This window comes from Pseudomonas yamanorum (assembly GCF_900105735.1).
Taxonomy (GTDB): domain Bacteria; phylum Pseudomonadota; class Gammaproteobacteria; order Pseudomonadales; family Pseudomonadaceae; genus Aquipseudomonas; species Aquipseudomonas yamanorum.
In genome coordinates, this window is sequence record NZ_LT629793.1 from 3736130 (window position 1) to 3761960 (window position 25831).

Sequence of the window (25831 nt, forward strand, 5' to 3'; positions counted from 1 at the left end):
GGTTTGGATGTGTCTGGATGTAACTAGATTGGCCAATGATCAGGGGCCGATGGCCGCCACGTCGCCCGGAAGCAGGTGTTCCTGGACTTTCTGGCTGCGGGACTCCACCAGTTGGCCCTGTTCGTCGAAGCGCAACACGATCAGCCAGTCATATACATTTTCCGGCCATTTCTTCATGCCGGTGAGCGCCGGGCCGTCCCCGCCAAAGGCTTCGATCAACTTGTCGATATGCCCGTGGTGCCACGCGATCAGCACGGTTTGGGCCTGGTTGGACTTGCGCAGGGACTTCACCAGCTTGCCGACTTGGTCGTCGGAGTAGGGTGTTTCAAGTGGGAGTTGCAGGCGCTGGGCCAGCGGTGTCAGGGTCAGGCGAGGGCGGGAGCTTTCCTTGCTGTCGCTGGTAGCGATCAGCCGCTGGGGCACTACGGAGATGCCGTTCAACAGCAGCGGGTCGAAATAGCTGGCATAGGCTGCCGCCCTTTGTTCGCCTTTGGGGCTTAGCAACGGGCCTTCATCGGGTTTTTCCGCGTGGCGCACGATCAGCACCGTCACATTGCTCAGCCCACGTACATCCTTGTCTTCTTTATGGGCAAGGGCTTGGGCCGACACCACCATCAAGACCCCCAGAAACAGTGCGCGCAGCCGTGTGACCATTTTTCTTCCTGCCAATGAATAGTGCCTCGGCCGATCATGGGCCCAGGCACCCCGTGGACAAAATGAAACAATCGTCAGCGTAGCTGCACCACGACCTTGCCGACGGCCTTTCGCTGGCCGAGGTCATTAATCGCCTGCGCGGCCTGCTCCAGCGGGTACACCTGGGACACCAACGGCTTCAGCTTGCCTTCGGCAAACCAGCCGAACAGTTGCTGGAAGTTGGCGGCATTGTCCTGCGGCTGGCGCTGGGCAAACGAGCCCCAGAACACCCCGACCACCGCCGCGCCCTTGAGCAGCGCCAGGTTCACCGGCAACTCCGGAATGCGCCCGCTGGCAAAGCCCACCACCAGCAGCCGGCCATTCCAGGCGATGCCGCGAACGGCCTGGTCAAACAGGTCGCCGCCCACCGGGTCGTAAATCACATCCACGCCGTTGCCGCCGGTCAGGCGTTTGATTTCGTCCTTGAGGCTGGCTTCGCTGTAGTTGATCAACTCATCGGCTCCGGCCGCCTTGGCCACCGCCAGTTTGTCGGCGCTGCTGGCAGCGGCGATCACCCGGGCGCCCATGGCCTTGCCGATCTCCACTGCGGCCAGGCCGACACCGCCGGAAGCACCGAGCACCAACAAGGTTTCCCCAGGTTGCAGGTTGGCCCGCTGCTTCAATGCGTGCATCGACGTGCCGTAGGTCATGCTGAACGCGGCGGCAGTGTTGAATTCCATGCTCGGCGGGATCGGCAGCACGTTGTAGCCCGGCACGGCGACCTGCTCGGCGAAGCTGCCCCAGCCGGTCAACGCCATCACCCGGTCACCGACCTTCAGGTGGCTGACGTTCTCACCGACCTGGCTGACCACGCCCGCCGCTTCACCGCCCGGCGAAAACGGGAAGGGCGGCTTGAACTGGTATTTACCCTCGATGATCAGGGTGTCCGGGAAATTGACCCCGGCGGCATGCACGTCCAACAGGATTTCGTTCTTCTTGATCGCCGGGCTTTCGACGTCTTCCAGCACCAGGGTTTCGGCGGGGCCGAAGGCTTTGCACAGCACAGCTTTCATCGGACTATTCCTTTTGGCGTGTTGGCCGATAAGTGTAGGTGGGCAGGGCGACGGGTCAACGAGCATGCCCCGGCCTGATAAGTCGCCATAAGCTTGTGCTCAGGGCTGCTAGCGTTATGCTACTGGGCAACCGAATTGAGGAATGAATTGTGAAAGCGTGGATCCTGTTGATGCTGGCCCTGACACTGCCGACGGCAGCCCTGGCCGAAGAAGCCAAAGAAGGCGACGCGCCGAAGGTCAGCTATATCAGCCTGAGCCCGCCGTTTGTCGGTAACTACGGCCTGGATGGCACCGCGAAGCTGAAGGTATTCAAGGCGGATATCGCCCTGCGTGTCACCGGCCCTGAGGCGGCGGCCGCCGTCAAAGCCAACGATGCGTTGATTCGCAACCAGTTGGTGGCGCTGTTTACCCAGCAAACCAGCGACGCTATGAGCAGCGTTGATGGGAAGGAAAAACTGCGCCAGGAAGCCCTGAAGCAGACCCAGCAAGTAATGAACGACGAGACCGGCAAGCCGCAGGTTGAGGATTTGTTGTTCAACAACCTGATCATCCAGTAAGCCGGTCGCTTCGCGCCCTTCGCGAGCAAGCCCGCTCCCACACTTGACCGAGTTCTAACATGCGAATGCGGTTGAATGTGGGAGCGGGCTTGCTCGCGATGAGGCCCTGACAGGCACCTCAGGAAGCCAGGCTCTTCCTGAACCGCGCCAACGCCACCGCAAAGAACAGCAACCCGATCCCCGTCAGCGCCAACAAGTCCGGCCACACCACACTCACGCCGGCATCCCGGAACAGAATCGCCGCACTCAAACTCACGAAGTGCGTCGACGGCGAGCCCTGCATCACCCATTGCAACCACTGCGGCATGCTGTCCAGCGGCGTGCTGCCGCCGGACAACAACAGCATCGGGATAATCACCGGGATCGCCAGCAGTCCGAACTGCGGCGTCGAGCGGGCGAGGGTGGCGAGGAAGATGCCCAAGGCGGTGCTGGCAAACAGGTACAACGCCGTCACCAGCAAAAACAACGTCAGCGACCCGGCCAGCGGCACACCGAGCAAACCTTTCACCACCACCTCCAGCGACAGCCATGTGCACAGCACCACCACCAGCATGTTGCTCCAGATTTTCGCCAGCATGATTTCCAGCGCCGTCAGTGGCAGCACCAGCAGATGGTCGAGGGTGCCGTGTTCCCGCTCACGCAGCAGCGCGGTGCCGGTCAGCACGATGGCGAGAATGGTGATGTTGTTGACGATCTGGATTACGGCGAGAAACCAGCCACCTTCCAGATTGGTATTGAACAGCGCCCGGGTGGTCAGCAGCGCAGGGCTCTTTTGGGCTGCATCAGCCTGGCCGCCATAGGTCAGCAATTCCCGCTGGAAAATCCGCCCGATATACCCGGCGCCCATGAATGCCTGGCTCATGGCCGTGGCATCGACGTTGACCTGTACCCCCGGCTGGCGCCCGGCCAACAGGTCGGCCTGGAAGTTCGCCGGCACGTTGATCACGAAGGTGTACTGGCCGCTGTCCATCACCTTGTCCAACTGGTCGTAGGGCAATGGTACCGCGGCCTGGAACTCCGGCGGTTGCAGGGCTTCGGCCAGTTGCCGGGACAGCGCGCTGTGATCCTCATCCACAAAGGCCACGCTCGCGTTGTGCACGCCGATCACCGAACCGGCGGCGGGCATATAGATGGCGACGGTGAAGGCGTAGAACAGGAACAGCAGCAACACGCTGTCGTGGCGCAGGCTGGTCAGTTCCTTGATGCCGAGGCGCAGGATATGGGCGAACTTGTGCATCTCAGGCCTCCTGCTTCTTGAGCATGATCAGGCTAAGCCCGGTGAACCCCAGGAAGAACCCGAACAGCGCCAGGCACTGCGGCCACAACTGGCGCAGATCCAGCGCCTTGGTAAAGGTACCCACGGCAATGTCGAGGAAGTAGCCCGCCGGGAACAGCATGCCCATCAACGCGGCGGCGCCTTCCAGGGACGAGCGCGGCACGATCAGCCCGGAGAACTGGATGGTCGGCAGGCTGGTGATGATCATGGTGCCGAGGATCGCCGCGATCTGGGTGCGGGTGAATGCGGAAATCAGCAGGCCCATGCTGGTGGTGGCCAGCACATACAACAGGCCGCCGAAGGCCAGGGTCACACCGCTGCCTTTGAACGGCACGCCGAACAGCCAGCGGTTCATCGCCACCAGCAGCCCCAGGTTGATCAGGCTCACGGCCAGGTACGGCGCCTGCTTACCCAGCAGAAATTCCAGGCGGGTCAGCGGTGTGGCGTAGAAGTTGGTAATCGAGCCCAGTTCCTTTTCGCGCACGATCCCCAGGGCCGTGAGCATCGCCGGAATAAACGCGAGGATCAGCGCCATCACGCCCGGGCCGATGGCGTTCACGCTGACCACGTCCTGGTTGTAGCGAAAGCGGGTTTCCAGTTTGGCGGCGGCCTGTTGGTTGAGAGGTGTGCTGTTCAGTTCGGCCAGTTGTTGGAGATTGGCTTGGTGCACGGCCTCGACATAATTGCGGCTGGTTTCCGCGCGAAACGGCATGCCGCCATCGAGCCAGGCGGCCACGGCGGGTTGGCGGCCGGCGTAGAGGTCACGGCCGAAACCCGGTGGGATTTCCAGCGCCAGTTTGATTTCCGAGCGTTGCAGGCGTTTGTGCAGCTCGTTGGAATCGGTGATCGGCGGCTGTTCGGCGAAGTAACGGGAACTGCGAAAGGCTTCCAGGTAGGCGCGGCTTTGCGGCGTTTGATCCTGGTCGTAGACAGCGAAGGCGAGCTTTTCCACGTCCAGGGAAATGCCGTAGCCGAAGATCACCATCATGAAAATCGCGCCCAGCAGGGCGAAGGCCATGCGCACTTTGTCCCGTAGCAGTTCCTTGCCTTCGCGGCTGGCCACGGCCAACAGGCGGGCGAGGCTGAACCCGCGTTTGCTGACGGGCGGCGTCATGGGTTCGCTGACGGTTTCGGTGGGCGCGGTTGCCGCTTCGGGCGCGCCTTGGGCCTGTTCCAGGCAGGTGACGAACGCCGCTTCCAGGGTTTCGCCATGGAATTGCTGTTGCAGCGCATCTGGTGTGTCGCAGGCCAGTACCTTACCCGCGTGCATCAGCGAGATCCGGTCGCAGCGCTGGGCCTCGTTCATGAAGTGCGTGGACAGGAAGATCGTCACGCCCTGCTCCCGGGACAGCTCGATCAGCAATCGCCAGAAATCATCCCGCGCGGCCGGGTCGACACCCGAGGTCGGCTCATCGAGGATCAGCACTTCCGGGCGATGCAGCACCGCCACCGCCAGGGACAAACGCTGACGCAAACCCAATGGCAACTCGCCGGAAGGCTGTTCGGCAACGTCGCCCAGGTCAAAACGCTCGATCAACTCATCAATGCGCTGGCCGCTTTCAGCCTTCGGCAGGTCGAACAACTGCGCATGCAGCACCAGGTTCTGGCGCACGCTGAGCTCGCCGTACAGCGAGAAGCTTTGCGACATGAAACCCACGCGCTTGCGGGTCGCCAGGTCCTTGGCGTTGACCGGGTTGCCCAGCAGCGTGGCGGTACCCTCGGTGGCGGGCATCAGGCCGGTGAGGACTTTCATGGTGGTGGTCTTGCCGCAGCCGTTGGAGCCGAGGAAGCCAAAGATCTCGCCCCGGCCAATGGCGAAGCTGACCTTGTCCACCGCCGTGAAATCGCCGAAGCGCAAGGTCAGGTCGTGGGCTTCAATGGCGATGTCGGTGTTGTCGCTTTGCCGTGGCGGAATCACCAGCGGTTCGTTGTTATGGGTACTGTCGCCCTGGAAATGGGTGAAGGCTTCGTCCAGTTTGCCGCTGGGTGTCGCAGCGGCCAGTTCACTGCTCAGTCCGTCGGCGATCAGCTTGCCGCGGTCGAGCATCAGGCAGTGTTCGAACTGCTCGGCTTCCTCCATGTAGGCCGTGGCCACCAGCAGTGTCAGTTGCGGGCGTTCGCTGCGTACGGTTTCCACCAGCTCCCAGAAGCGCCGACGGGACAGCGGGTCGACGCCGGTGGTGGGTTCGTCGAGGATCAACAAATCCGGGTCGTGGATCAGTGCGCAGCACAGGCCGAGTTTCTGTTTCATGCCGCCGGAGAGTTTGCCGGCGGGGCGCTCGGCGAAGCGCGCGAGGTCGGTGGCCAGCAGCAGGTTGTGCATGCGCTGGTCGCAATCGGCTTTCGACAGGCCGAACAGCGTGGCGAAGAAGCGGATGTTCTCGCTGATGGACAGCTCGGGGTACAGGTTACCGCCCAGGCCTTGGGGCATGAAGGCGATGCGCGGGTACAGGCTGTTGCGATGGCGGCGGTCTTCGATGGAGCCGCCGAGCACGTCCAGTTGACCTTCCTGAAGCTTTTTAACCCCGGCAATCAATCCCAGCAAACTCGACTTGCCGGCGCCGTCCGGGCCGATCAGGCCGCAGCGGGTGCCCGCGGGCAGACTGAAGGCGATGTCGATCAGCGCCTGTTGCTTGCCGTAGCGATGGTTGATCCCCGTGGCGTGCAGCGCCAGGCCGCTCATTGCAGGTTGGCCGGCCAGTCCAGGTCAGCGGTGCGCACGTAACCGGCGCCGGGCATGCCCGGTTTGGCTTGGGGCACGGCGCTCGGTTGGGTCAGGCGCAGTTTGACCCGGAACACCAGCTTCTGGCGCTCGTCGCGGGTTTCCACTTCCTTGGGGGTGAACTGCGACTTGGCCGCGACAAAGCTGATTTTCGCCGGCAGCGGTTGCTTCGGCAGGGCGTCGAGGACGATCCGCGCCTCGCTGCCGACGGTCAGGGCGCCGGTTACTGAAGCGGGCAGATACAGGTTCATGTATTGGTCGTTGGGGTCGATCAGCAGCAACACTCGGCCACCGGCACCGAGCACTTCGCCGGGTTCGGCCAGGCGTAGCTGGATGATGCCGTCGATGGGCGCCCGCAGGCTGCTGTCTTCGATTTCGCTGGTGAGCTGGGCGACCTGGGCCTGGGCGGCGCCGATGGCGGCCTTCACCGAATTGACCTGGGCTTGGGCGGCGACCACGGCGGCGTTGCCGGTGTTCTGTCGGGCTTGCTGCTGGTCGATCAACTGTCCGCTGGCGAAGCCGCGCTTGTACAGTTCCTGGGTGCGCTTGAGCTCCTGGCTGGCCAGCAGTTGTTCGCTCTGGCGCAGTTGCACATTGGCTTGGGCGGCGGCGAAATTCTCTTTGGCCCGCAACACTTCGGCTTCGGCCTGGGCGCGCTGGGCTTCCAGGGTGCGGGTGTCCATGCGCGCCAGCAGTTGGCCCTTGAGCACCTTGTCGCCTTCGTCCACCCGTACCTCGGCGAGGCGCCCAGGGATCTTGGCGGCGATCTGCACTTCAGTCGATTCCAGCCGGCCATTGCCCATGCTCAAGCCTTCGGGCAGGCGGTCCTGGGTGGATTGCCAATAGCCAAAGCCGCCGGCGGCCAGGAGCAAGACAATCAATGGAATGGCGAAAAGATGGGAGGTGCGGTGGTTCGTCGACATGGGTGCATCCTGCGGCGTTAGCGTCCTAGTTTGACCGATCCTGCCCGAAGGCCCTTGATGCGGGTCAAATGAAGCGCCAGCCTAACCCGGTTGACGCGCAGATGCATGCGCCATGGGCGTGACCGCAGGGTTCTGCTGTTTCAGCGCAGGCCGAGTACGGCGGCCCACTGCTCGGCGGTGACAGGCATCACCGAAAGGCGGCTGCCTTTTTGCACCAAGGGCAGTTCGGCGAGGGCGGTTTGCTGTTTCAGATAGCCCAGCCCCAGGACCTTTGGGAAGGTCTCGACGTGGGCGACATTGATCGCGCTCCACGGGTTTTTTTCAGGGCTGGCCTTGGCGTCAAAGTAATGGCTGTCAGGCTCCAGCGCGGTCGGGTCCGGGTACGCCGCCTCGATGATTTTACCGATGCCGGCAATCCCTGGCTCCGGGCAGCTGGAGTGATAAAAGAAGAACTGGTCACCCACCGCCATCGCGCGCAGGAAGTTACGCGCCTGATAGTTGCGCACCCCATCCCAACGGGCTTCGCCGAGCTTTTCCAGGCCCTTGATGGACAGTTCATCGGGCTCGGATTTCATCAGCCAATAGGCCATGTTTTCGCTCCTCAAAAGTCGATTGGGAAAGTTGTCCGGCAATTTTATGACAAACCGACGGTCGGTTGACGTCAAGGTTTGCGTGTTGGTTCACGTTAACGCAGAATGCCGGGGTTTTGAGCTTGACGCAGCTGGCACGGACTACTTATGGAACGTTGCTGTCATCGTGTGCAAGATGCCTGAAGGGGGGCAATCGATGAAACGCAAACCGGATTTACTATGGATATTGGTCATTTTGTTTGGTCTTGGTGTCGTGACCACCGGCTATGCGCAGAGCTTGTGGTCGAACAAGACTGACGCACCGATTGAACTCGCACAGCAACAGCCGCAACCGTTCAAGCGCTGACCCGTCTTCAAGGCGCTGCTGATTCCAGTAGCGTCTCTGCTATATACCAATCCTTATCGGTAACTGTGCCCTCAAGCGGTACATCCCAGCTTGCCTGCGCCAATCGTTCGACCTTCTGGCATTCATGGGCCAGGCCCAATAGCGTCGGCTTGCGCCAGGATTTCCGGCGGGCCATGTAGGCCAGGCTGCGGTCATAGAAACCGCCGCCCATGCCCAGCCGTCCGCCCACGTCATCGAAGCCCACCAGCGGCAACAGCACCAGGTCCAGCGCCCAGACCTTGCGTTGCCGGCTGACATTCACCTGTGGCTCAAGGATGCGAAAACGGTTAGGGCTCAGCTTTTCGCCGGGCCGTACGCGCTGGAACACCATCTTGGTTCGCGGCCACGCGCTGAGCACCGGCAGGTACGTCGCCTTGCCGCGGCGCTGTGCAGCGCGCAGCAGCAGGCGCGGATCGATTTCACCGTCCGTCGGTAGATACAAGGAGATGTGTTTGGCCCGGCGAAACAGCGGGTGCTGGGCCAGTTGCCGATACAGGCCCAGGGCGGCCTGGCGTTGCTCGCTGGGCGTCAGGGCGCGGCGGGCTTTGCGCAGCATGCGTCGAAGTTGCGGGCGGGAAAGCGGCGCAGGTTCGGTCATGGTTTTCGGCTCATAAAACAATGCCAGTCCTAGGACTGGCATTGGATTTGGGAATCAGGCTCCCCGACAGAACCGCTGTCGACTTAGCCCTTGAACCCGAAAGTTCAAGGTGGAAGAAACAGTAGGCTTTAAGGCTTTCCGTCTAGCGGACATGCACACCAGCCCAACGTGTAACTTCCAGGGTAGTGCGAATCGGCTCAGGGACATCGCCGACTGGCAAGCACGCCAGGGAGTGGGGCGAGTATACCCGAAACCGACGCCGCAATCAGCCCTTGGGTGGCTCTGGATCGGTAGAAAGTACCAGATCAACCCGCTCCAGCAGGTCGCGCACCTGCTCGCGCGTCGAGCCGCTGGCCTGCACGTCAGGCCGTTCCTGCTTATGCAGTAAATCGTGAGTAATGTTCAGGGCGGCCATCACCGCGATGCGATCGGCGCCGATGACTTTGCCGCTGCTGCGGATTTCACGCATCTTGCCGTCCAGGTAGCGGGCAGCGCTCACCAGGTTGCTGCGTTCTTCCTGTGGGCAGATGATCGAATATTCTTTGTCGAGAATCTGCACGGTGACGCTATTGCTTGAACTCATGAGTCTTGCTCCAGGGCCTTCAGGCGCGAAATCATCGATTCGACCTTACGCCGGGCGATTTCGTTTTTTTCAATGAGGTGAGCGCGTTCCTCGCGCCAGGTCTTTTCCTGAGCTAATAGGAGTCCGTTTTGGCTCTTAAGTTGCTCGACCCGGTTAATTAGCAGCTCGAGTCTGGCCATCAGCGCTTGCAGGTCGGTGTCTTCCATTGGGTTCCACTGGATTTGTCTGATGAATGGCAACTGCTGGATAAACGATCTGACGCCCTCGATAGTCTTGGTACGTCTGCCGATGCTAGGATACAGCGCTTCATTCTAGACATTGCGCCGCCTGGCGCCTAGCTCACCATGCCTATTCAGAATTCCCCGTACGATGCTTTTTCCAAACTGCTGAGCTCCAGCGGTCATCCTTGCTCGCCTGCCGAGTTGCACGGCGTGCTGCTGGGTCGCAGTTGCACCGGTGTCGGCTTTGATGCCGACAACTGGCTGGCCGACGTCGCCGAGCTGCTGGAAACCGAGCCCACCGAGAACGTGCGCAACGCCCTCATCGGCTTGCAAGAGATGGTCAAAGGCGAGCTGACCGGTGATGACGTCACCGTCGTGTTGCTGCTGCCGACCGATGACGCGCCGCTCACCGAGCGCGCCGCAGCGCTGGGCCAATGGTGCCAAGGCTTCCTCCATGGTTTCGGCGTGAACGCCGGCGGCCTGGACCTGAGCACCGATGCCCAGGAAGTGCTGCAAGACCTGGCCGCCATCTCCCAGGTGCAAGACGCCCTGGAAGAGTCCGAAGACGGCGAAAGCGACTACATGGAAGTCATGGAATACCTGCGCGTCGCGCCGCTGCTGCTGTTCACCGAGACCCGTAAATCGGCTGAGCCCGCTGCACCCAAGCCGTCGCTGCACTAAGAAAGGAAGCCCATCTGCCCATGATCCATATCCCCAAAGCGGAATACACCCGGCGCCGCAAGGCGCTCATGGCGCAGATGGAACCCAACAGCATCGCCATCCTGCCGGCGGCTGCGGTGGCCATCCGCAACCGTGACGTCGAGCACGTCTACCGCCAGGACAGCGACTTCCAGTACCTGAGCGGCTTCCCCGAACCGGAAGCGGTCATTGTGCTGATGCCCGGCCGCCAGCACGGCGAGTACGTGCTGTTCTGCCGCGAACGCAATGCCGAGCGCGAACTGTGGGACGGCCTGCGAGCGGGCACCGAAGGCGCGATCCGCGATTTTGGCGCCGATGACGCATTCCCGATTACCGATATCGACGACATCCTGCCCGGCCTGATCGAAGGCCGCGACCGGGTGTATTCAGCCATGGGCAGCAATGCCGAATTCGACCGGCACCTGATGGAGTGGATCAACGTGATCCGCTCTAAAGCGCACCTCGGCGCCCAGCCGCCGAATGAATTTGTTGCCCTGGATCATCTGCTTCACGACATGCGCCTGTATAAATCGGCGGCAGAAGTGAAGGTGATGCGCGAGGCGGCGCGGATTTCCTGTGCGGCCCATGTGCGGGCAATGCAAGCCAGTCGCGCCGGGTTGTATGAGTTCAGCCTTGAGGCGGAGCTCGACTACGAGTTTCGCAAAGGCGGGGCGAAGATGCCGGCCTATGGCTCCATCGTCGCCTCGGGGCGCAACAGCTGCATCCTGCATTACCAGCAGAATGACGCGGTGCTCAAGGATGGCGATCTGGTACTGATTGACGCCGGTTGCGAGATCGACTGCTACGCCAGCGACATCACCCGTACCTGGCCGGTGAGCGGAAAGTTCTCTGCTGAACAAAAGGCGATTTACGAAATCGTGCTGGCTTCCCAGGAAGCCGCCTTTGCCGAAATCGCCCCGAACAAGCATTGGAACCAGGCCCACGAGGCGACGGTGCAAGTGATCACTGCGGGGCTGGTGAAGCTGGGATTGTTGCAGGGTGACGTCGACGAGCTGATCGCCAGCGAAGCCTATAAAGTCTTCTACATGCACCGCGCTGGCCACTGGCTGGGGATGGATGTGCACGATGTGGGCGAATACAAGGTAGGCGGTGAGTGGCGGGTGCTGGAAGTCGGCATGGCGCTGACCGTGGAGCCGGGGATTTACGTGTCGCCGGACAACCAGAACGTGGCGAAGAAATGGCGTGGCATTGGCGTACGCATCGAGGACGACGTGGTGGTGACCAAGCAAGGCTGTGAAATTCTGACCGGTGGCGTGCCCAAGTCCGTCGCCGAGATCGAAGCGCTGATGGCGGGTGCCCGATGAGCCGGGTCAATCTGGCGATTATCGGCGGCGGCCTGGTGGGCGCCAGCCTCGCGTTGGCGTTGCAGGCCGGGGCCAAGGCCCGTGGCTGGAAGATCGTGCTGATCGAGCCGTTTGCCCCCGGCGACAGTTACCAGCCGAGCTATGACGCGCGTTCTTCGGCACTGTCTTTTGGCGCGCGGCAGATTTATCAACGGTTGGGCGTCTGGCAGGAAATCTCCCGTCGCGCCGAGCCGATCAAGCAGATTCATGTGTCGGACCGTGGCCGCTTCTCCACTGCGCGCCTGTCGGCGATGGAAGAAGGCGTGCCCGCCCTCGGCTACGTGGTGGAAAACGCCTGGCTGGGCCAATGCCTGTGGCAAGGCCTGGACAAGGAGGAGGTCAGTTGGCGCTGCCCGGCGGAAGTCACCCGCATGGAGCCGCTTGCCGATGGCTACCGCCTGACCCTCAATGACGAAACCGTGCTGGAGTGCGACCTCGCGGTGCTGGCCGATGGCGGCCGTTCCGGCTTGCGCGAACAACTGGGCATCGGCGTTAAAAAGCGGCCGTACAACCAGAGTGCGCTGATCGCCAACATCACCCCAAGCGAAGCTCACAACGGCGAGGCGTTCGAGCGGTTCACCGACGAAGGGCCGATGGCCTTGCTGCCGTTGCCGGACAACCGTTGCGCGCTGGTCTGGACCCGCATCGGCATGGACGCCAAGCGCCTGGCCGAGCTGGACGAGCGCAGCTTCCTCAGTGAATTGCAGGGCGTGTTCGGCTACCGCCTGGGTACCCTCAAGCAGGTCGGCGCACGTCACTTGTACCCGCTGACCCTTGTGGAAGCCGAAGAGCAAGTGCGCTCCCATCTGGCGGTGCTCGGTAATGCCGCCCACAGCCTGCACCCGATTGCCGGTCAGGGCTTCAACCTGTCCCTGCGGGATGCCTACGCGCTCGCCGAGGCGCTGCTGGCCGGGCCTGCGATCCCTGGCGACCTGGCGACACTGCAGGCGTACCGCGAGCGTCAGCGCATGGACCAGAAACTCACCGTCGGCTTCTCCGACCAAGTCACCCGTCTGTTTGGCAGTGCGCAACCGTTGGTAGCGCTGGGCCGCAACATGGGGTTGTTGGGTCTGGACCTGCTGCCGCCGGCCAAGCGCTGGTTCGCGCGTCAGGCCATGGGCCTGGGCACTCGTCCCGATGCGTGAGTGGCTGACCCAACGCCTGGGCAAGGCGCGGCTGTTGCGCTGGATCATGACCTTGTACCCGCCGTACCTCGGGGCCGGAGTCCGGGTGTTGCACATCGGCAGCGATTTTCGCGAGGTCAAGGTGCGCATGGGCCTGGGCTGGTACAACCGCAATTACGTCGGCACGCAGTTTGGCGGCAGCCTGTATTCGATGGTCGACCCGTTCTACATGCTGATGCTGATGGAGAATCTGGGGCGCGATTACATTGTCTGGGACAAGGCTGCGGCCATCGATTTCATCTCGCCGGGCAAAGGCCCGGTGTTTGCCGAATTTTCCATCGACCAAGGGTTGCTGGACGAGATTCGCCAGCACACCGCCGGCGGCGAGAAATACTTGCCGCAGCTCAAGGTGCAGATTCATGACGGCTCCGGCACCCTGGTGGCGCGGGTCGACAAAACCCTTTACGTGCGGCGCAAGCCGCAAGCGAGACAGGCTTAAAGCATGGACATGCGCGCAGATGTGCTGATTGTCGGGGCCGGAATGGTCGGAAGCGCCCTGGCGCTGGCGTTGCAGGGCAGTGGCCTGCAGGTGCTGCTGCTGGACGGCAGCCCGCTGAGCGTCAAACCGTTCGACCCTCATGCTGCGTTCGAGCCGCGGGTCAGCGCTTTGTCGGCCGCCAGCCAGCGTATCCTCGAGCGCCTTGGCGTGTGGGACGGCATCGTCGAGCGGCGTGCCAGCCCTTACGGCGAGATGCAGGTATGGGACGGCAGCGGCACCGGGCAGATCCACTTCTCGGCAGCCAGTGTGCATGCCGAGGTGCTGGGGCATATCGTCGAAAACCGTGTGGTTCAGGATGCGTTGCTCGATCGGCTGCACGACTGCGACCTCGGCCTGCTGGCGAATGCGCGCCTGGAGCAGATGCGCCGCTCCGGCGATGACTGGCTGCTGACCCTGGCCGATGGCCGCACCTTGCGCGCGCCGCTGGTGGTCGCGGCGGACGGTGCCAACTCTGCCGTGCGCCGCCTGACCGGCACCGCCACCCGTGAGTGGGATTATTTGCACAACGCCATCGTCACCAGTGTGCGCAGCAGTCAGTCGCATCAGCGCACGGCGTGGCAGCGTTTTACCGACAACGGCCCGCTGGCGTTCCTGCCGCTGGTGCGGGACGGGCAGGAAGACTGGTGCTCGATCGTCTGGTCGACCACCCCGAGTGAGTCCGAGCGCTTGATGGCACTGGACGATGAAAGCTTCTGCCGTGAACTGGAACTCGCCTTCGAAGGGCGCTTGGGCACAGTATTAAGCGCTGATCCACGGGTGTGCGTGCCGTTGCGTCAGCGCCATGCCAAACGTTACGTGGCAGAAGGCCTGGCATTGATTGGCGACGCAGCCCACGTCATTCACCCGTTGGCGGGGCAGGGCGTGAACCTGGGCTTCCTCGATGCGGCGGTGCTGGCCGAAGTACTGCTGGCGGCCAACGAGCGTGGCGAGCGCCTGGCGGATGCGAAGGTGCTCAGCCGTTACGAGCGCCGGCGCATGCCGCACAACCTGGCGCTGATGGCGGCGATGGAAGGCTTTGAGCGGTTGTTCCAGGCCGATCAGCTGCCGTTGCGTTGGCTGCGTAATGCCGGACTGAAGGTGGTTGAGCAGATGCCGGAGGCCAAAGCGTTGTTTGTGCGTCAGGCCTTGGGCTTGTCCGGGGATTTGCCGGAACTGGCCAAGACCTGAGAGGGGCTGCGCAACATTTGGTAACGGCTCCGTCGAGCGTTACCAAATGTGAGTCCTTATCATTTGCCCTCTTTTCGCAAATGAGAGACCGCACCCATGTTGGCACCCAAGCGCCTCCTGACTGCCCTGGCACTCACACTGATCGGCAGCACCACCGTGCAGGCGGCCGACGAAGTCGTGGTCTACTCCTCGCGCATCGACGAACTGATCAAACCGGTGTTCGACGCCTACACCAAGAAGACCGGCGTGCAGGTGAAGTTCATCACCGACAAGGAAGCGCCGCTGATGCAGCGCATCAAGGCCGAAGGTGAAAACGCCACCGCCGACCTGCTGCTCACCGTCGATGCCGGCAACCTCTGGCAGGCCGAGCAGATGGGCATCCTGCAACCGTTCACCTCTGCGGTGATCGACAAGAACATCCCCCTTCAATACCGCTCTTCGGCCCATGCCTGGACCGGCTTGAGCCTGCGTGCGCGGACCATCGCCTATTCCACCGATCGCGTAAAGCCGGGCGACCTGACCACCTACGAAGCCCTGGCCGACAAGCAATGGGAAGGCCGCCTGTGCCTGCGCACTGCGAAGAAGGTCTACAACCAGTCGCTGACCGCCACCCTGATCGAAACCCACGGCGCGGCCAAGACCGAAGAAATCGTCAAGGGCTGGGTCAACAACCTGTCCACCGACGTGTTCTCCGATGACATCGCCGTGCTCGAGGCGATCAATGCCGGACAGTGCGACGTCGGTATCGTCAACACCTACTACTACGGCCGCCTGCATAAGCAGAAGCCGGACCTGGCGGTGAAACTGTTCTGGCCGAACCAGGGCGACCGTGGGGTGCACGTCAATCTCTCGGGCATCGGCCTGACCAAGCACGCGCCGCACCCGGAAGCAGCCAAGGCGCTGGTGGAGTGGATGACCACGCCGGAAGCGCAGAAGATCTTTGCGGATGTGAACCAGGAATTCCCGGCCAACCTGGCCGTGCCGCCGTCGGCTGAAGTCGCGACCTGGGGCAAGTTTGTGGCCGATACGTTGCCGGTGGAAGTGGCGGGCAAGCGTCAGGCTGAGGCTATTCGCTTGATGGATCGGGCTGGCTGGAACTAAGTACACGCTTAAAAACACCGCAAGACAGTGTGGGAGCTGGCTTGCCTGCGATAGCATCACCGCGGTGTGACTGACACACCGAGGTGCGTGCATCGCGGGCAAGCCCGGCTCCCACACTGTTTTGTGGCGAGTTAAAAATATTATCCCCAGAGATCTGTTCCTTGGCCCATTCCACCCAACGCCGCTGGTACCTGCCGGTCTTCACCGTCGCCGCCCTGGTGCTGCTGCCGCTGAGCGTGCTGTTGCTGTCGTGGCAGACCATCGACCATCAAATCTGGTCCCACCTGTGGGAAACCCAGATGCCACGCCTGCTGGGCAACACCTTGACCCTGGTGCTGGGCGTCGGTGTGGGCGTCACGCTGCTGGGCGTCAGCCTGGCCTGGCTGACCAGCCTCTGCGAATTCCCCGGCCGGCGTTGGCTGGACTGGGCGTTGATGCTGCCTTTCGCGATTCCCGCCTATGTGCTCGCCTTCGTCTTCGTTGGCTTGCTGGACTTCTCCGGTCCGGTGCAAACCCTGCTGCGTGACTGGTTCGGCATGGGGCTGCGCCTGCCTCGCGTACGGTCCACCAGCGGCGTGATCATCGTGCTGGTGCTGGTGTTCTACCCCTACGTTTACCTGCTGGCGCGCACCGCGTTTCTCGCCCAAGGCAAGGGCCTGATGGAGGCGGCGCGGGTATTGGGGCAGTCGCCGTGGCAAGCGTTCTGGCGTGTGGCCTTGCCCATGGCGCGCCCGGCCATCGGTGCGGGTGTGGCCCTGGCGCTGATGGAGACGTTGGCTGATTTTGGCGCCGTCTCGGTGTTCAACTTCGACACCTTTACCACCGCCATCTACAAGACCTGGTATGGCTTTTTCAGCCTCTCCAGTGCGGCGCAACTGGCCAGCCTGTTGCTCCTGGTGGTGATGCTGGTGCTGTACGGCGAGCGCCGTGCCCGAGGCGCCAGCCGACCGAGCAATGAGCGGCCTCGCGGCAAGGCGCTGTACCACCTGCGAGGGTTCAAGGCCGCGGCGGCCAGCGGTTGGTGCGGATTGGTGTTTGCCTGCGCGTTTGTGATTCCGATGCTGCAACTGGTGGCCTGGTTCTGGCAGCGTGGCCGCTTCGATCTGGACGAGCGCTACGCCGGCTTGATCGTCCATACCCTCTATCTGGGTGGCATGGCGGCCCTGATCACTGTCAGCGTGGCCCTGGTGCTGGCGTTCGCCCATCGTTTGGCGCCCACCCGGGCCATCCGCTCCGGCATCAGCCTGGCCAACGTGGGTTACGCGCTGCCGGGCTCGGTGCTGGCGGTGTCGATCATGTTGGCGTTCAGCTACCTGGATCGTGAACTGGTGATCCCGGTATCAGGCTGGCTGGGGGGCGCCGGCAAACCGCTGTTACTGGGCAGTTTGTCGGCCTTACTGCTGGCGTATCTGGTGCGCTTCATTGCGGTGGCCTACGGGCCGCTGGAAAACAGCCTGGCGCGAATCCGACCGTCCTTGCCGGAAGCCGCCCGCAGCCTGGGCGTCAGCGGGCCGCGACTGTTTTGCAAAGTGTATCTGCCGCTTTTGCTGCCGGGCACCCTGAGCGCGGCGCTGCTGGTGTTTGTCGATGTGCTCAAGGAAATGCCGGCGACCCTGCTGATGCGCCCGTTCGGCTGGGACACGCTGGCGGTGCGGATTTTCGAGATGACCAGCGAAGGGGAGTGGGCGCGGGCTTCGCTGCCTGCCTTGACGCTGGTGTTGGTGGGCCTGTTACCGGTCATCGGGTTGATCCGACGTTCGGCGAGACGAATCGGTTAGGTGCCAGTCCTACGGCTTGAGGCTACAATGCGCGGCATTCGGTGCGGTCGATCTTTCAGATCGGGTTGCTGAACGCGGCTACAGGCCTTGTATTTCAAGGCGTGCGGCCCGAAGGCGACCGTCCGCACCTTCGCCACGCCCGGAAGGAGAAACCCATGGGACAGCGCACGCCTCTGTATGACCTGCATCTCGCCCTTGGCGCGAAAATGGTCGATTTTGGCGGTTGGGATATGCCTTTGCACTACGGCTCGCAGGTTGAGGAGCACCATCAGGTGCGACGTGACTGCGGGGTGTTTGATGTATCCCATATGACCGTGATCGATATCACAGGCCCCCAGGCCAAGGAATGGCTCCAGCATTTGCTGGCCAATGATGTTGACCGATTGCACGGCTGTGGCCGTGCGTTGTACAGCGCCATGCTCAACGAGCAGGGCGGCGTGGTGGACGACATGATCGTGTACCGCACCGAGAGCGGTTACCGGCTGGTGGTCAACGCCGCCACCCGTGACCAGGACATGGCCTGGATGCAGGCTCGGCTCGGCAGCTTTCAGGCCCAGATCCACGAGCGGCCAGAATTGGCCATGCTCGCTATTCAGGGTCCCCATGCCCGGCAGAAGATCGCCGAGCTGGTCACCCAATCACGCGCCACCTTGATTCACCAGCTCAAGCCCTTTGAAGGCCTGGCCGACGGCGATTGGTTTATTGCGCGCACCGGTTACACCGGCGAAGACGGCCTGGAAATTGTCCTGCCGGCCAACCAGGCCCCGGCGTTTTTCAACGATCTGGTGGGCGCAGGTATTTCACCCATCGGCCTCGGCGCCCGCGACACGCTGCGCCTTGAGGCCGGCATGAACCTCTACGGTCAGGATATTCATCAGGACGTTTCGCCCCTGGCAGCCAACATGGCCTGGAGCATCGCCTGGGAACCGGCCGAGCGCAATTTCATCGGCCGCGCCGCCCTGGAGGCCGAAAAGGCTGCCGGTGTGAAGTCCAAGCTGGTCGGCCTGGTACTGGAGGAGCGTGGGGTTTTACGTGCTCATCAGGTGGTTCGCATCGCCAATGTTGGCGAAGGAGAGATCACCAGTGGTAGTTTCTCTCCTACGCTAAGCAAATCCATTGCCCTGGCGCGTGTGCCGTCGGCGACTGCTGACCGGGCCGAGGTGGAAATCCGCGGCAAGTGGTACCCGGTTCGGGTGGTCAAACCGACCTTCGTGCGTCATGGCAAAACATTGATTTAACGTTTCCGGCGGGCCAATGGCCGCTGACATTTTTTCTTGAGGACACAGACTATGAGCGATATCCCTGCCGACCTGCGTTTTGCCGAAAGTCACGAATGGGCCCGTCTGGAAGCTGACGGCACCGTGACCGTCGGGATCTCGGACCATGCCCAGGAAGCATTGGGGGATGTGGTGTTTGTCGAGTTGACTGAAGTCGGCAACGTCTTTGAAGCGACTCAGCAGGCGGGTGTGGTTGAGTCGGTAAAGGCCGCTTCGGATATCTACTCGCCAATTGCTGGCGAAGTGATCGCGGTGAACGACGCCTTGAGCGGCGAGCCAGAGCTGTTGAACTCCGACCCTTACGGCGCCTGGATCTTCAAGCTCAAGCCAAGCAACCCGGCTGAGCTGGACAAGCTGCTGGACGCTGCCGGTTACAAGGCAGCCATCGGCGAGTGATCCCGCTGCGGGAGCCGGCAACCGGCTCCCGCAAAGGTTTTATCCGCGCTTCAATACCGCTTTGACCGCCGCCACAGAACGCTCTACATCTGCCTTCGTCATCGCCGTGAACATCGGCAACGACACAATCAAACGACCCACTTTTTCCGCTACCGGGAACATGCCTTCCTTGAATCCCTGCGCCTTGTACAAGCTCAGCAGGTGGATCGGCGGGTAGTGATAGCCAATGCCGACGCCATGGGCCTGCATCTGCTCCATGAACGTGGCACGTGCCGGCAAACCGTCCTGGCGTTCCGGCAGTACCAGTTGGAACAGGTGCCAGTTGCTGTTTTCGAAGTCTGCTGGCGGCAATTGCGCACCGTACTGCTCTTCGAAATCACTGCCGAAACATTCGAAATAGTGCCGCGCCAGTTCCTGGCGATGAGCGGTGATCTTCTCGATATGGGCAAATTGGCCCAAGCCGATGGCCGCTGCGATGTCGGTCATGTTGAACTTGCCACCGAGTACATCCACGTCCAGGCCGTCGAAGCCGGTACGGGTAACGCCTTGCAGGCGATATTTTTCCGCCAGGCGCGCTTCTTCAGCGTTGTTCAATACCAGGCAGCCGCCTTCGGATGACGTGATGTTCTTGTTCGCCTGGAAGCTGAACGACACGAAATCGCCGGTAGCACCAATGCGCTGACCATCCCAGCTGGAACCCAGGGCCTGGGCCGCATCTTCAACGATGCGCAGGTTGTACTTGTTGGCCAGCGCGTAGAGCAAAGGCATGTCCAGCGGCAGACCGGCCAGGTATACCGGGATGATTGCCTTGGTGCGCGGCGTGATCGCGGCTTCCACCTGGGCCAAGTCGATATTGCGGGTTACCGGGTCGATATCGGCGAACACCGGCGTGGCGCCGACTTCCAGAATCACGTTGGCTGTGGCTACCCACGAAATCGGGGTGGTGATGACTTCGTCCCCAGGGCCGATACCGGCGATGCGCAAGGCGATCTCCATGGTGCAGGTGCCGGAGTTGAAGGTGCGTACCGGGCGGCCGCCAAAGTATTCCGACAGCTGCGCTTCGAACGCCTGCACTTTGGGCCCGCTGGTGATCCAGCCGGAGCGCAGTACGTCGCCCACCGCCGAGATGGTGGCTTCATCAATGGTGGGCTTGGAGAACGGCAGAAAGGGCAGTTGGCTCATGACGTTGAAGGCATCCGTTTCAGAAGGCGATGAGAAAAAAGCATATCAATGCCGGGCATGGTTGCACGGCTCGACTGAATATAGCCTGTCATCTGTGAATGAATCGTCCCCCCCTTAAACAAAAATGCCGCCTTGGGAGCGGCATTTTCAGCATCGGTGTCAGAAGGCGACGCGTGCCTCAAGAAACACATTCTGTTCCTTGAGCTTGCCTTTGAGCTGTTCGTCCAGGGCATTTATCCGGTTGGCGAAGGTGTTGTAGCCGGTTTCGATCCGGCCCATGTCCACGTAACGCCATCCGGTGCCCAGGGTCAGGGTTTCGCTGACCTTGGCATCCAGCCCCAGGCCCACGCTGTAGGCGAAGTTGTGTTGGCGATGGCTGGCGAAGCGACGGGTTTCGTTGGTCTGATAACCCTTGGCGTCAATTTGGGCCAGGCCCACCCCCGCCATACCGTAGAACGACAGCCATTCATTGATCGGGATATTTTTATAACCGTTTAGCATCAAGCGCTGGCTGTCGGTCTGCAGGCTGTTGACGTTGACATTGAACGGTGCCCAATGGGATTTGAAGTTCGAGTGGCTGGGCGTGGTGTATTCACCTTCAAGGCGCCAGCCATCAGCCAAGGCATAACCGACGGCAAATGAACCGGTGAATGTCTTGCTGCTGTCAGGCGCCTCTACCCGGTGGGTTACCCGCGGGCTGGTCAACAGGGAACTTGAGAGATTCTGGCGGGCGCTGTTGAGCTTTGCCGACCCGTACCAGCCTTCTGCCTGGGCATACGGGGCGGCAATGGCGGCGAGTATCAGGGCGTAAGAGAGTTTTTGCATGGTCATCGATTCACTCGGTCTAAAGGGAATCGATAGCTTGTTGCCGGGCGCGCAGGCAGCTCGACAGGACTTTTCCTGTTCGAATGTTGAATCGCCAATGTCGGGTGTAGGAAGTCTGGGCAAAAAAATGCCGCTCTCGAAGAGCGGCATTTTTTACGCGACGGTATTACTCGGAAGCAATGGCGTTTTTCGCCAGGATCGCGTTGGCCAGGTCCATGTCCGTGGCCTTGAGGCCAGGGTTATCGGCGCGGACCTTCTGCATCGCAGCTTCCAGGTAAGGGCCACGGATGCTGCCGTCGCTGGCAACGAAGCTACCGGCGTCGTCTTGAGCGGCGACTACCATTTTGTGGTCCTTGAAGGTCAGGTACGTCGAGCCGGTCGTGGCACCCGATGAGATGACATTACGCCAGAAGCTGTCGGCCATGGCTGAACCGACAGGAAGGGAAAGCACAGCGAGGGTTGCGACAGCATATTTTAGACGCATGATGGGTGACTCCGACTGGGTTATCTGAACAGTTTGATTGTAGATAGCCCAGCCGAGTTCCATGGATGACTAAACAGTTTCAACCTGCAAAATCACGCCTTCCTGACCAATGACACGTACGTGTGCCCCAACTGGCGCGTCAGGCCCGGAAGCCATCCACACGCCGTCGCCAACCTTGATCTTGCCCCGGCCCTCGATAATGGCCTGATGCACCACAAAGGTGCGGCCGATCAGCTCAGAACCGCGCATGTTCAGCCCCGGCTGGTCGCTGACCTTGGCGCTGCTGCGCTGGCGTCGCCACCAGTACACCGCCGTCAGGATCGACAACACCGCGAACAACAGCAGTTGCCATTCAAGGCCCAGGTTCGGGATCAGGAACTTGATCACGCCTACAGCTGCTGCAGCAATGCCCATCCACAGCAGATAACCACCGGCACCGAACACTTCAAGGATCAACAGCACCGTGCCCAGTGCCAGCCAGTCCCAAAACGACAGGTGCTGCAGGAATTCCCACATGGTGCGTGCCTCAGGCTTTCTTGTTGTCGAAGGTTGCCTTGACGATCTCGCCGATGCCCCCGACCGCACCAATCACCTGGCTGGCTTCCAGCGGCATCAGGATCACCTTGCTGTTGTTGGCCGATGCCAGCTTGCCCAGTGCGTCGATGTATTTCTGGGCGACAAAGTAGTTGATGGCTTGCACGTTACCGGTGGCGATCGCTTCGGATACCACTTGAGTGGCGCGGGCTTCAGCTTCAGCCTGACGTTCGCGGGCTTCGGATTCCAGGAAGGCGGCCTGACGACCACCTTCAGCTTCCAGGATCTGCGCCTGCTTCTTGCCTTCGGCGGTCAGGATTGCGGAGGCTCGCAGGCCTTCGGCTTCCAGGATCTGTGCACGCTTGATCCGCTCGGCCTTCATCTGGCCGGACATGGCAGCCATCAGGTCGGCAGGCGGGCTGATGTCCTTGATCTCGATCCGGGTGATCTTGATGCCCCACGGTGCGGTAGCTTCATCGACGGTGCGCAGCAGTTTTTCGTTGATGCCGTCACGCTGGCTGAGCATCGCATCCAGCTCCATGGAGCCGAGCACGGTACGGATGTTGGTTTGCAGCAGGTTGCGGATGGCGTGTTCGAGGTTGTTCACCTCGTAGGCGGCCTGGGCGGTATTGACCACCTGGAAGAAGCACACGGCGTCGATCTGCACCGTGGCGTTGTCGGCGGTGATGACTTCCTGGGGTGGAATATCCAGCACGCTTTCCATCACGTTGATTTTGCGACCGATGCGGTCCATGACCGGAATAATGATGTTGAGGCCCGGCTTGAGGGTGTTGGTGTAGCGACCGAAGCGCTCGACCGTCCACTGGTAACCCTGGGGGACCACTTTGAAACCCATGAAGAGGATGGCGACGGCCAAGCCTACGAAAAGAAGCAGTACGGTTCCGATCTGCATAACGATTCCCTATCTGGTGTTGGCGGTAACGCGAGGTTTAACCGATTGTAACGGTGTTGTCAGGGATAAGGACGGTTTACCGGCCCATCAATCAAAGGATTTGTTTCTGAATCCCCAGGCGTCACTCGCAGTACTTCTTCCAGGGTCGTCAGCCCTGCCATTACCTTGCGCGTACCGGCAGACCGCAAGCTGCACATTCCTTGGTCAAGGGCCGCGTGACGCAGGACCTGAAGGTCGGTGCCCGGGGTGACCAGCGCCTTGAGGCGGTCGTTCATCAGCATGATCTCGTAGATCCCGGCTCGCCCTCGGTAACCACTTTCCCTACAGTCCCCGCAACCCACTGCCTGATAGACCTGCCCGCTGGGTCGCTTGCAGTGCGGGCACAACAGCCGCACCAGGCGCTGGGCCATCACCCCCAGCAACGTCGCATTGATCAGGTAATGGGGAATACCCAGTTCCTGCAGGCGGCTGATGGCGCCGGGTGCGTCGTTGGTGTGGAGTGTCGACAGCACCAGGTGCCCGGTCAGGGCGGCCTGGATCGCCATTTCTGCGGTCTCCAGGTCGCGAATCTCGCCGATCATGATGATGTCCGGATCCTGGCGCATCAGGGCGCGGATGCCGCTGGCGAAGGTCAGGTCGATGTTGTGCTGGACCTGCATCTGGTTGAAGGCCGGCTCGACCATCTCGATCGGGTCTTCGACGGTGCACAGGTTGACCTCGCGGGTGGCCAGTTGCTTGAGCGTGGTGTACAGGGTACTGGTCTTGCCCGAGCCCGTGGGGCCCGTGACCAGAATGATGCCGTTGGCCTGGCCGGTCATGGACTGCCAGCGTTGCAGGTCGTCGTCGGAGAGCCCCAGTTGCTGGAAGTCCTTGTGTAGCACCTGTGGGTCAAAAATGCGCATCACCAGTTTTTCACCAAAGGCTGTGGGCAAGGTCGAAAGACGCAGTTCCACTTCGCCGCCCGCCGGGCTTTTGGTCTTCACCCGGCCGTCCTGGGGTTTGCGTTTTTCCGCCACGTTCATCCGGCCGAGACTTTTCAGGCGGCTGACCACCGCCATCATGACCTGGGATGGGAACTGATAGACGTCGTGCAGCAGCCCATCAATACGGAAACGCACATGGCCCTGATCGCGTCCGGGTTCGATATGGATATCACTGGCCCGTTGGCCGAAGGCGTATTGCAGCAGCCAGTCGACGATGTTGACGATGTGCGCGTCGTTGGCGTCGGGTTCCTGGTCGCTGGCGCCGAGGTTGAGCAGTTGCTCGATGTTGGGAGCGCCGGATGTTTTTTGATCAACCGCACCGCTGACCGATTTTGCCAGCCGGTAAAACTCCACGGTGCAGCGCTGGATATCCTGGGGGTTGGCCACCACCCGCCTGATGGAACGCTTCAACACTTGAGCCAGGCCCGCTTCCCAACTGCTCACGTAAGGCTGGGCACTGGCGACGGTAACGCTGTGGGCGTCGACCGCAACCGCCAGGATTTTGTGGCGCTGGGCAAAGGCGTATGACATCAGCGGCACCACTGCGGCGACATCGATTTTCAACGGGTCGATACGCAGGTAAGGCTGCCCGCAGTGACGGGCCAGCCATTCGGTCAGGATTTCCAGCGGCGGCCCCGAGCCGGCAATGCATTCCAGGGGATGCAGCCCGCTGTTTGCCGGTACGGTCAGGTCGGCGGGCACCAGGCCCTGGTCGATCAAGGCAGGTAGCAGCTGGTGGATTTCCAGCCAGCGATCCTGGGTATTTGGCGCAACGGGCATGGTGACGTTCCTGGGCAACGATTAGGCGTAGTCCTCAGGCTAGTCACCCTTTGCGCGTCGGCCTCCAGGGTTTATTACAGGCTTTTACTGACTGGCCGCCTGCACCGCCAGAGACCGCACAGCATCAGCCGGGTGCAGTTCCAGCGAGCACACATTGATCAGGTTACGAAGTTTTTCGCCGATCACCTGGGCCCGGTGCCAGCTCAGACCATCCATCACGATATCGATCGCCAGCAGGTCGTCTTCGCGCTGCACGTTCACCTGGCGAGGAACCAGGAACTGCAGGGCAAAATAGTTGAGCACCCGGCACAACACATCGGGTTCAGCCTCGGCGAGGATTTGATAGTGCGCCTGGCAGTGAGCGTTGCTGACGGCCCAGGCATCGACACGTGGGGCGGGGTTGGCGGATTCGACGACGTGCATGATGATTCTCCGGATTCGACTGGAGAAATTTTTACATTCGGTGCGGGAGATTTCTTATCTAAAAAAGCCCGTATTGGCTTATAAGGGAATCATATGATTCCAGAAAGTACGATTAACGGGTATTTCTATGCACAGTGAGTTGGACCTGTACGACCGGCGCATCCTGGCGCTGTTGCAGGAGGACGCTTCGCTTTCCAGCGCGCAGATTGCCGAACAGGTCGGCCTGTCGCAATCGCCCTGCTGGCGCAGGATTCAGCGGCTGAAAGAGGAGGGCGTGATTCGCGGCCAGGTTACCTTGCTGGATCGTAAGAAAATCGGCCTCAACACGCAGATTTTCGCCGAGGTGAAACTCAACGCCCACGGCCGTTCCAACTTCACTGAGTTCACCGAGGCGATTCGCGGTTTTCCGGAAGTGTTGGAATGCTATGTGCTGATGGGGGCGGTGGACTTTTTACTGCGGATCGTCACGTCGGACATTGAAGCGTATGAGCGGTTTTTCTTCGAAAAACTCTCGATGGTGCCGGGGATTCAGGAGGTCAACTCGATAGTGGCCTTGTCGGAGATCAAGTCCACCACGAGTTTGCCGGTGTTGCGCTGATAGTTGTCATGGCCTGATTTTAGTGGCGAGGGAGCGTGCTCCCGCTGGACCGGGCTGGCGCTCCAGTGCGCAGCGCTCCCAGG

Annotated in this window: 28 protein-coding genes and 1 other RNA gene; 12 read left to right on the forward strand and 17 right to left on the reverse strand. The window is 61.5% G+C overall.

The window, feature by feature from the left end; genetic code table 11:
* Positions 1-39: 39 nt before the first annotated feature.
* Entirely contained in the window at positions 40-654 is a 615-nt protein-coding gene (locus BLU46_RS17515) for a hypothetical protein (RefSeq protein ID WP_063026363.1), read from the reverse strand.
* A 74-nt stretch (positions 655-728) separates the two neighbouring features.
* Positions 729-1706, reverse strand: coding sequence for an NADPH:quinone oxidoreductase family protein (locus BLU46_RS17520; RefSeq protein WP_093203856.1), 978 nt, complete (start codon positions 1704-1706; stop codon positions 729-731).
* Positions 1707-1855: 149 nt separating this feature from the next.
* On the opposite strand from BLU46_RS17520, the gene BLU46_RS17525 reads away from it, so the two are divergent.
* Entirely contained in the window at positions 1856-2263 is a 408-nt protein-coding gene (locus BLU46_RS17525) for a flagellar basal body-associated protein FliL (protein WP_063026367.1), read from the forward strand.
* Positions 2264-2381: 118 nt separating this feature from the next.
* Here the strand turns inward: BLU46_RS17525 and BLU46_RS17530 are convergent, their stop codons facing one another.
* The 4 genes from BLU46_RS17530 to BLU46_RS17545 form a co-directional block, all read right to left on the reverse strand.
* Positions 2382-3500, reverse strand: a complete 1119-nt coding sequence (locus BLU46_RS17530; protein ID WP_063026369.1) for an ABC transporter permease — start codon at positions 3498-3500, stop codon at positions 2382-2384.
* A gap of 1 nt (position 3501) precedes the next feature.
* Positions 3502-6222 (reverse strand): ribosome-associated ATPase/putative transporter RbbA, encoded by a 2721-nt coding sequence (rbbA, locus tag BLU46_RS17535; RefSeq protein WP_093203861.1) that lies wholly within the window; start codon positions 6220-6222, stop codon positions 3502-3504.
* Complete coding sequence (locus tag BLU46_RS17540) at positions 6219-7184, reverse strand: HlyD family secretion protein (RefSeq protein ID WP_063026373.1); 966 nt, start codon at positions 7182-7184, stop codon at positions 6219-6221. Before BLU46_RS17540 ends, rbbA begins: the two co-directional genes overlap by 4 nt.
* Positions 7185-7324: 140 nt before the next feature.
* Positions 7325-7774, reverse strand: coding sequence for an EVE domain-containing protein (locus BLU46_RS17545; protein WP_063026375.1), 450 nt, complete (start codon positions 7772-7774; stop codon positions 7325-7327).
* Between the two features lie 196 nt (positions 7775-7970).
* Here BLU46_RS17545 and BLU46_RS33060 point away from each other — a divergent pair, with 196 nt between their 5' ends.
* Positions 7971-8120: a hypothetical protein gene (locus BLU46_RS33060; protein WP_003213959.1), complete on the forward strand. Its 150-nt coding sequence runs from the start codon at positions 7971-7973 to the stop codon at positions 8118-8120.
* 7 nt (positions 8121-8127) lie between these two features.
* Here BLU46_RS33060 and BLU46_RS17555 read toward each other — a convergent pair whose 3' ends face one another.
* From BLU46_RS17555 to BLU46_RS17570, 4 genes are all read right to left on the reverse strand, one after another.
* Entirely contained in the window at positions 8128-8757 is a 630-nt protein-coding gene (locus BLU46_RS17555; RefSeq protein ID WP_093203865.1) for a 5-formyltetrahydrofolate cyclo-ligase, read from the reverse strand.
* 56 nt (positions 8758-8813) lie between these two features.
* Positions 8814-8992: non-coding RNA, 6S RNA (gene ssrS / locus BLU46_RS17560), on the reverse strand.
* A 30-nt stretch (positions 8993-9022) separates the two neighbouring features.
* A complete protein-coding gene (locus tag BLU46_RS17565) occupies positions 9023-9340 on the reverse strand; it encodes a cell division protein ZapA (RefSeq protein ID WP_003213956.1) in 318 nt (105 codons plus the stop codon).
* Entirely contained in the window at positions 9337-9546 is a 210-nt protein-coding gene (locus tag BLU46_RS17570; protein ID WP_003213954.1) for a TIGR02449 family protein, read from the reverse strand. The genes BLU46_RS17565 and BLU46_RS17570 overlap by 4 nt, the downstream gene beginning before the upstream one ends.
* Before the next feature lie 138 nt (positions 9547-9684).
* Here BLU46_RS17570 and BLU46_RS17575 point away from each other — a divergent pair, with 138 nt between their 5' ends.
* The 9 genes from BLU46_RS17575 to gcvH all read left to right on the forward strand — a co-directional run bounded on the left by BLU46_RS17575 (position 9685) and on the right by gcvH (position 19026).
* Positions 9685-10242: a YecA/YgfB family protein gene (locus BLU46_RS17575; RefSeq protein WP_003213952.1), complete on the forward strand. Its 558-nt coding sequence runs from the start codon at positions 9685-9687 to the stop codon at positions 10240-10242.
* A 20-nt stretch (positions 10243-10262) separates the two neighbouring features.
* A complete protein-coding gene (pepP, locus tag BLU46_RS17580) occupies positions 10263-11585 on the forward strand; it encodes a Xaa-Pro aminopeptidase (protein ID WP_093203868.1) in 1323 nt (440 codons plus the stop codon).
* Positions 11582-12769: a 2-octaprenyl-6-methoxyphenyl hydroxylase gene (gene ubiH / locus BLU46_RS17585; protein ID WP_093203873.1), complete on the forward strand. Its 1188-nt coding sequence runs from the start codon at positions 11582-11584 to the stop codon at positions 12767-12769. Before pepP ends, ubiH begins: the two co-directional genes overlap by 4 nt.
* Positions 12762-13247 carry a DUF4442 domain-containing protein gene (locus tag BLU46_RS17590; RefSeq protein ID WP_063026385.1) on the forward strand — a complete coding sequence of 162 codons (486 nt, stop codon included), beginning with the start codon at positions 12762-12764 and terminating at the stop codon, positions 13245-13247. Before ubiH ends, BLU46_RS17590 begins: the two co-directional genes overlap by 8 nt.
* Before the next feature lie 9 nt (positions 13248-13256).
* Positions 13257-14474, forward strand: a complete 1218-nt coding sequence (locus BLU46_RS17595) for a 2-octaprenyl-3-methyl-6-methoxy-1,4-benzoquinol hydroxylase (RefSeq protein ID WP_172834594.1) — start codon at positions 13257-13259, stop codon at positions 14472-14474.
* Positions 14475-14570: 96 nt separating this feature from the next.
* Positions 14571-15575 carry an extracellular solute-binding protein gene (locus tag BLU46_RS17600; RefSeq protein WP_093203882.1) on the forward strand — a complete coding sequence of 335 codons (1005 nt, stop codon included), beginning with the start codon at positions 14571-14573 and terminating at the stop codon, positions 15573-15575.
* A gap of 161 nt (positions 15576-15736) precedes the next feature.
* Complete coding sequence (locus BLU46_RS17605) at positions 15737-17353, forward strand: ABC transporter permease (protein ID WP_093203887.1); 1617 nt, start codon at positions 15737-15739, stop codon at positions 17351-17353.
* 155 nt (positions 17354-17508) lie between these two features.
* On the forward strand, positions 17509-18591 hold the full coding sequence (gene gcvT, locus BLU46_RS17610) for a glycine cleavage system aminomethyltransferase GcvT (protein WP_063026391.1): 1083 nt from the start codon (positions 17509-17511) through the stop codon (positions 18589-18591).
* A gap of 51 nt (positions 18592-18642) precedes the next feature.
* Positions 18643-19026, forward strand: coding sequence for a glycine cleavage system protein GcvH (gene gcvH / locus BLU46_RS17615; RefSeq protein WP_017476603.1), 384 nt, complete (start codon positions 18643-18645; stop codon positions 19024-19026).
* Between the two features lie 39 nt (positions 19027-19065).
* Here gcvH and BLU46_RS17620 read toward each other — a convergent pair whose 3' ends face one another.
* The 7 genes from BLU46_RS17620 to BLU46_RS17650 all read right to left on the reverse strand — a co-directional run bounded on the left by BLU46_RS17620 (position 19066) and on the right by BLU46_RS17650 (position 25150).
* On the reverse strand, positions 19066-20208 hold the full coding sequence (locus BLU46_RS17620) for a DegT/DnrJ/EryC1/StrS family aminotransferase (RefSeq protein ID WP_063026393.1): 1143 nt from the start codon (positions 20206-20208) through the stop codon (positions 19066-19068).
* A gap of 159 nt (positions 20209-20367) precedes the next feature.
* Positions 20368-21039, reverse strand: coding sequence for an outer membrane protein (locus tag BLU46_RS17625; protein ID WP_093203892.1), 672 nt, complete (start codon positions 21037-21039; stop codon positions 20368-20370).
* Positions 21040-21199: 160 nt separating this feature from the next.
* The gene (locus tag BLU46_RS17630) at positions 21200-21517 is read right to left on the reverse strand and encodes a DUF2388 domain-containing protein (RefSeq protein ID WP_010167882.1); all 318 of its coding nucleotides are present in this window, start codon (positions 21515-21517) and stop codon (positions 21200-21202) included.
* Between the two features lie 69 nt (positions 21518-21586).
* The gene (locus tag BLU46_RS17635) at positions 21587-22033 is read right to left on the reverse strand and encodes an NfeD family protein (protein ID WP_017476600.1); all 447 of its coding nucleotides are present in this window, start codon (positions 22031-22033) and stop codon (positions 21587-21589) included.
* A gap of 10 nt (positions 22034-22043) precedes the next feature.
* Positions 22044-22964 (reverse strand): SPFH domain-containing protein, encoded by a 921-nt coding sequence (locus tag BLU46_RS17640; RefSeq protein ID WP_003213925.1) that lies wholly within the window; start codon positions 22962-22964, stop codon positions 22044-22046.
* Between the two features lie 59 nt (positions 22965-23023).
* Positions 23024-24727 (reverse strand): GspE/PulE family protein, encoded by a 1704-nt coding sequence (locus BLU46_RS17645; RefSeq protein WP_093203897.1) that lies wholly within the window; start codon positions 24725-24727, stop codon positions 23024-23026.
* Between the two features lie 84 nt (positions 24728-24811).
* Entirely contained in the window at positions 24812-25150 is a 339-nt protein-coding gene (locus BLU46_RS17650) for a hypothetical protein (protein WP_093203901.1), read from the reverse strand.
* Between the two features lie 127 nt (positions 25151-25277).
* Here BLU46_RS17650 and BLU46_RS17655 point away from each other — a divergent pair, with 127 nt between their 5' ends.
* On the forward strand, positions 25278-25748 hold the full coding sequence (locus tag BLU46_RS17655) for an Lrp/AsnC family transcriptional regulator (protein WP_063026401.1): 471 nt from the start codon (positions 25278-25280) through the stop codon (positions 25746-25748).
* Positions 25749-25831: the final 83 nt, after the last annotated feature.

Bases quoted from the DNA above. Each gene is read 5' to 3' on its own strand.
- BLU46_RS17515 (WP_063026363.1), bottom strand. From the start codon at position 654: ATGGTCACACGGCTGCGCGCACTGTTTCTGGGGGTCTTGATGGTGGTG.
- BLU46_RS17520 (WP_093203856.1), bottom strand. From the start codon at position 1,706: ATGAAAGCTGTGCTGTGCAAAGCCTTCGGCCCCGCCGAAACCCTGGTG.
- BLU46_RS17530 (WP_063026369.1), bottom strand. From the start codon at position 3,500: ATGCACAAGTTCGCCCATATCCTGCGCCTCGGCATCAAGGAACTGACC.
- rbbA (WP_093203861.1), bottom strand. From the start codon at position 6,222: ATGAGCGGCCTGGCGCTGCACGCCACGGGGATCAACCATCGCTACGGC.
- BLU46_RS17540 (WP_063026373.1), bottom strand. From the start codon at position 7,184: ATGTCGACGAACCACCGCACCTCCCATCTTTTCGCCATTCCATTGATT.
- BLU46_RS17545 (WP_063026375.1), bottom strand. From the start codon at position 7,774: ATGGCCTATTGGCTGATGAAATCCGAGCCCGATGAACTGTCCATCAAG.
- BLU46_RS33060 (WP_003213959.1), top strand. From the start codon at position 7,971: ATGAAACGCAAACCGGATTTACTATGGATATTGGTCATTTTGTTTGGT.
- BLU46_RS17555 (WP_093203865.1), bottom strand. From the start codon at position 8,757: ATGACCGAACCTGCGCCGCTTTCCCGCCCGCAACTTCGACGCATGCTG.
- BLU46_RS17565 (WP_003213956.1), bottom strand. From the start codon at position 9,340: ATGAGTTCAAGCAATAGCGTCACCGTGCAGATTCTCGACAAAGAATAT.
- BLU46_RS17570 (WP_003213954.1), bottom strand. From the start codon at position 9,546: ATGGAAGACACCGACCTGCAAGCGCTGATGGCCAGACTCGAGCTGCTA.
- BLU46_RS17575 (WP_003213952.1), top strand. From the start codon at position 9,685: ATGCCTATTCAGAATTCCCCGTACGATGCTTTTTCCAAACTGCTGAGC.
- pepP (WP_093203868.1), top strand. From the start codon at position 10,263: ATGATCCATATCCCCAAAGCGGAATACACCCGGCGCCGCAAGGCGCTC.
- ubiH (WP_093203873.1), top strand. From the start codon at position 11,582: ATGAGCCGGGTCAATCTGGCGATTATCGGCGGCGGCCTGGTGGGCGCC.
- BLU46_RS17590 (WP_063026385.1), top strand. From the start codon at position 12,762: ATGCGTGAGTGGCTGACCCAACGCCTGGGCAAGGCGCGGCTGTTGCGC.
- BLU46_RS17595 (WP_172834594.1), top strand. From the start codon at position 13,257: ATGCGCGCAGATGTGCTGATTGTCGGGGCCGGAATGGTCGGAAGCGCC.
- BLU46_RS17600 (WP_093203882.1), top strand. From the start codon at position 14,571: ATGTTGGCACCCAAGCGCCTCCTGACTGCCCTGGCACTCACACTGATC.
- gcvT (WP_063026391.1), top strand. From the start codon at position 17,509: ATGGGACAGCGCACGCCTCTGTATGACCTGCATCTCGCCCTTGGCGCG.
- gcvH (WP_017476603.1), top strand. From the start codon at position 18,643: ATGAGCGATATCCCTGCCGACCTGCGTTTTGCCGAAAGTCACGAATGG.
- BLU46_RS17620 (WP_063026393.1), bottom strand. From the start codon at position 20,208: ATGAGCCAACTGCCCTTTCTGCCGTTCTCCAAGCCCACCATTGATGAA.
- BLU46_RS17625 (WP_093203892.1), bottom strand. From the start codon at position 21,039: ATGACCATGCAAAAACTCTCTTACGCCCTGATACTCGCCGCCATTGCC.
- BLU46_RS17630 (WP_010167882.1), bottom strand. From the start codon at position 21,517: ATGCGTCTAAAATATGCTGTCGCAACCCTCGCTGTGCTTTCCCTTCCT.
- BLU46_RS17635 (WP_017476600.1), bottom strand. From the start codon at position 22,033: ATGTGGGAATTCCTGCAGCACCTGTCGTTTTGGGACTGGCTGGCACTG.
- BLU46_RS17640 (WP_003213925.1), bottom strand. From the start codon at position 22,964: ATGCAGATCGGAACCGTACTGCTTCTTTTCGTAGGCTTGGCCGTCGCC.
- BLU46_RS17645 (WP_093203897.1), bottom strand. From the start codon at position 24,727: ATGCCCGTTGCGCCAAATACCCAGGATCGCTGGCTGGAAATCCACCAG.
- BLU46_RS17650 (WP_093203901.1), bottom strand. From the start codon at position 25,150: ATGCACGTCGTCGAATCCGCCAACCCCGCCCCACGTGTCGATGCCTGG.
- BLU46_RS17655 (WP_063026401.1), top strand. From the start codon at position 25,278: ATGCACAGTGAGTTGGACCTGTACGACCGGCGCATCCTGGCGCTGTTG.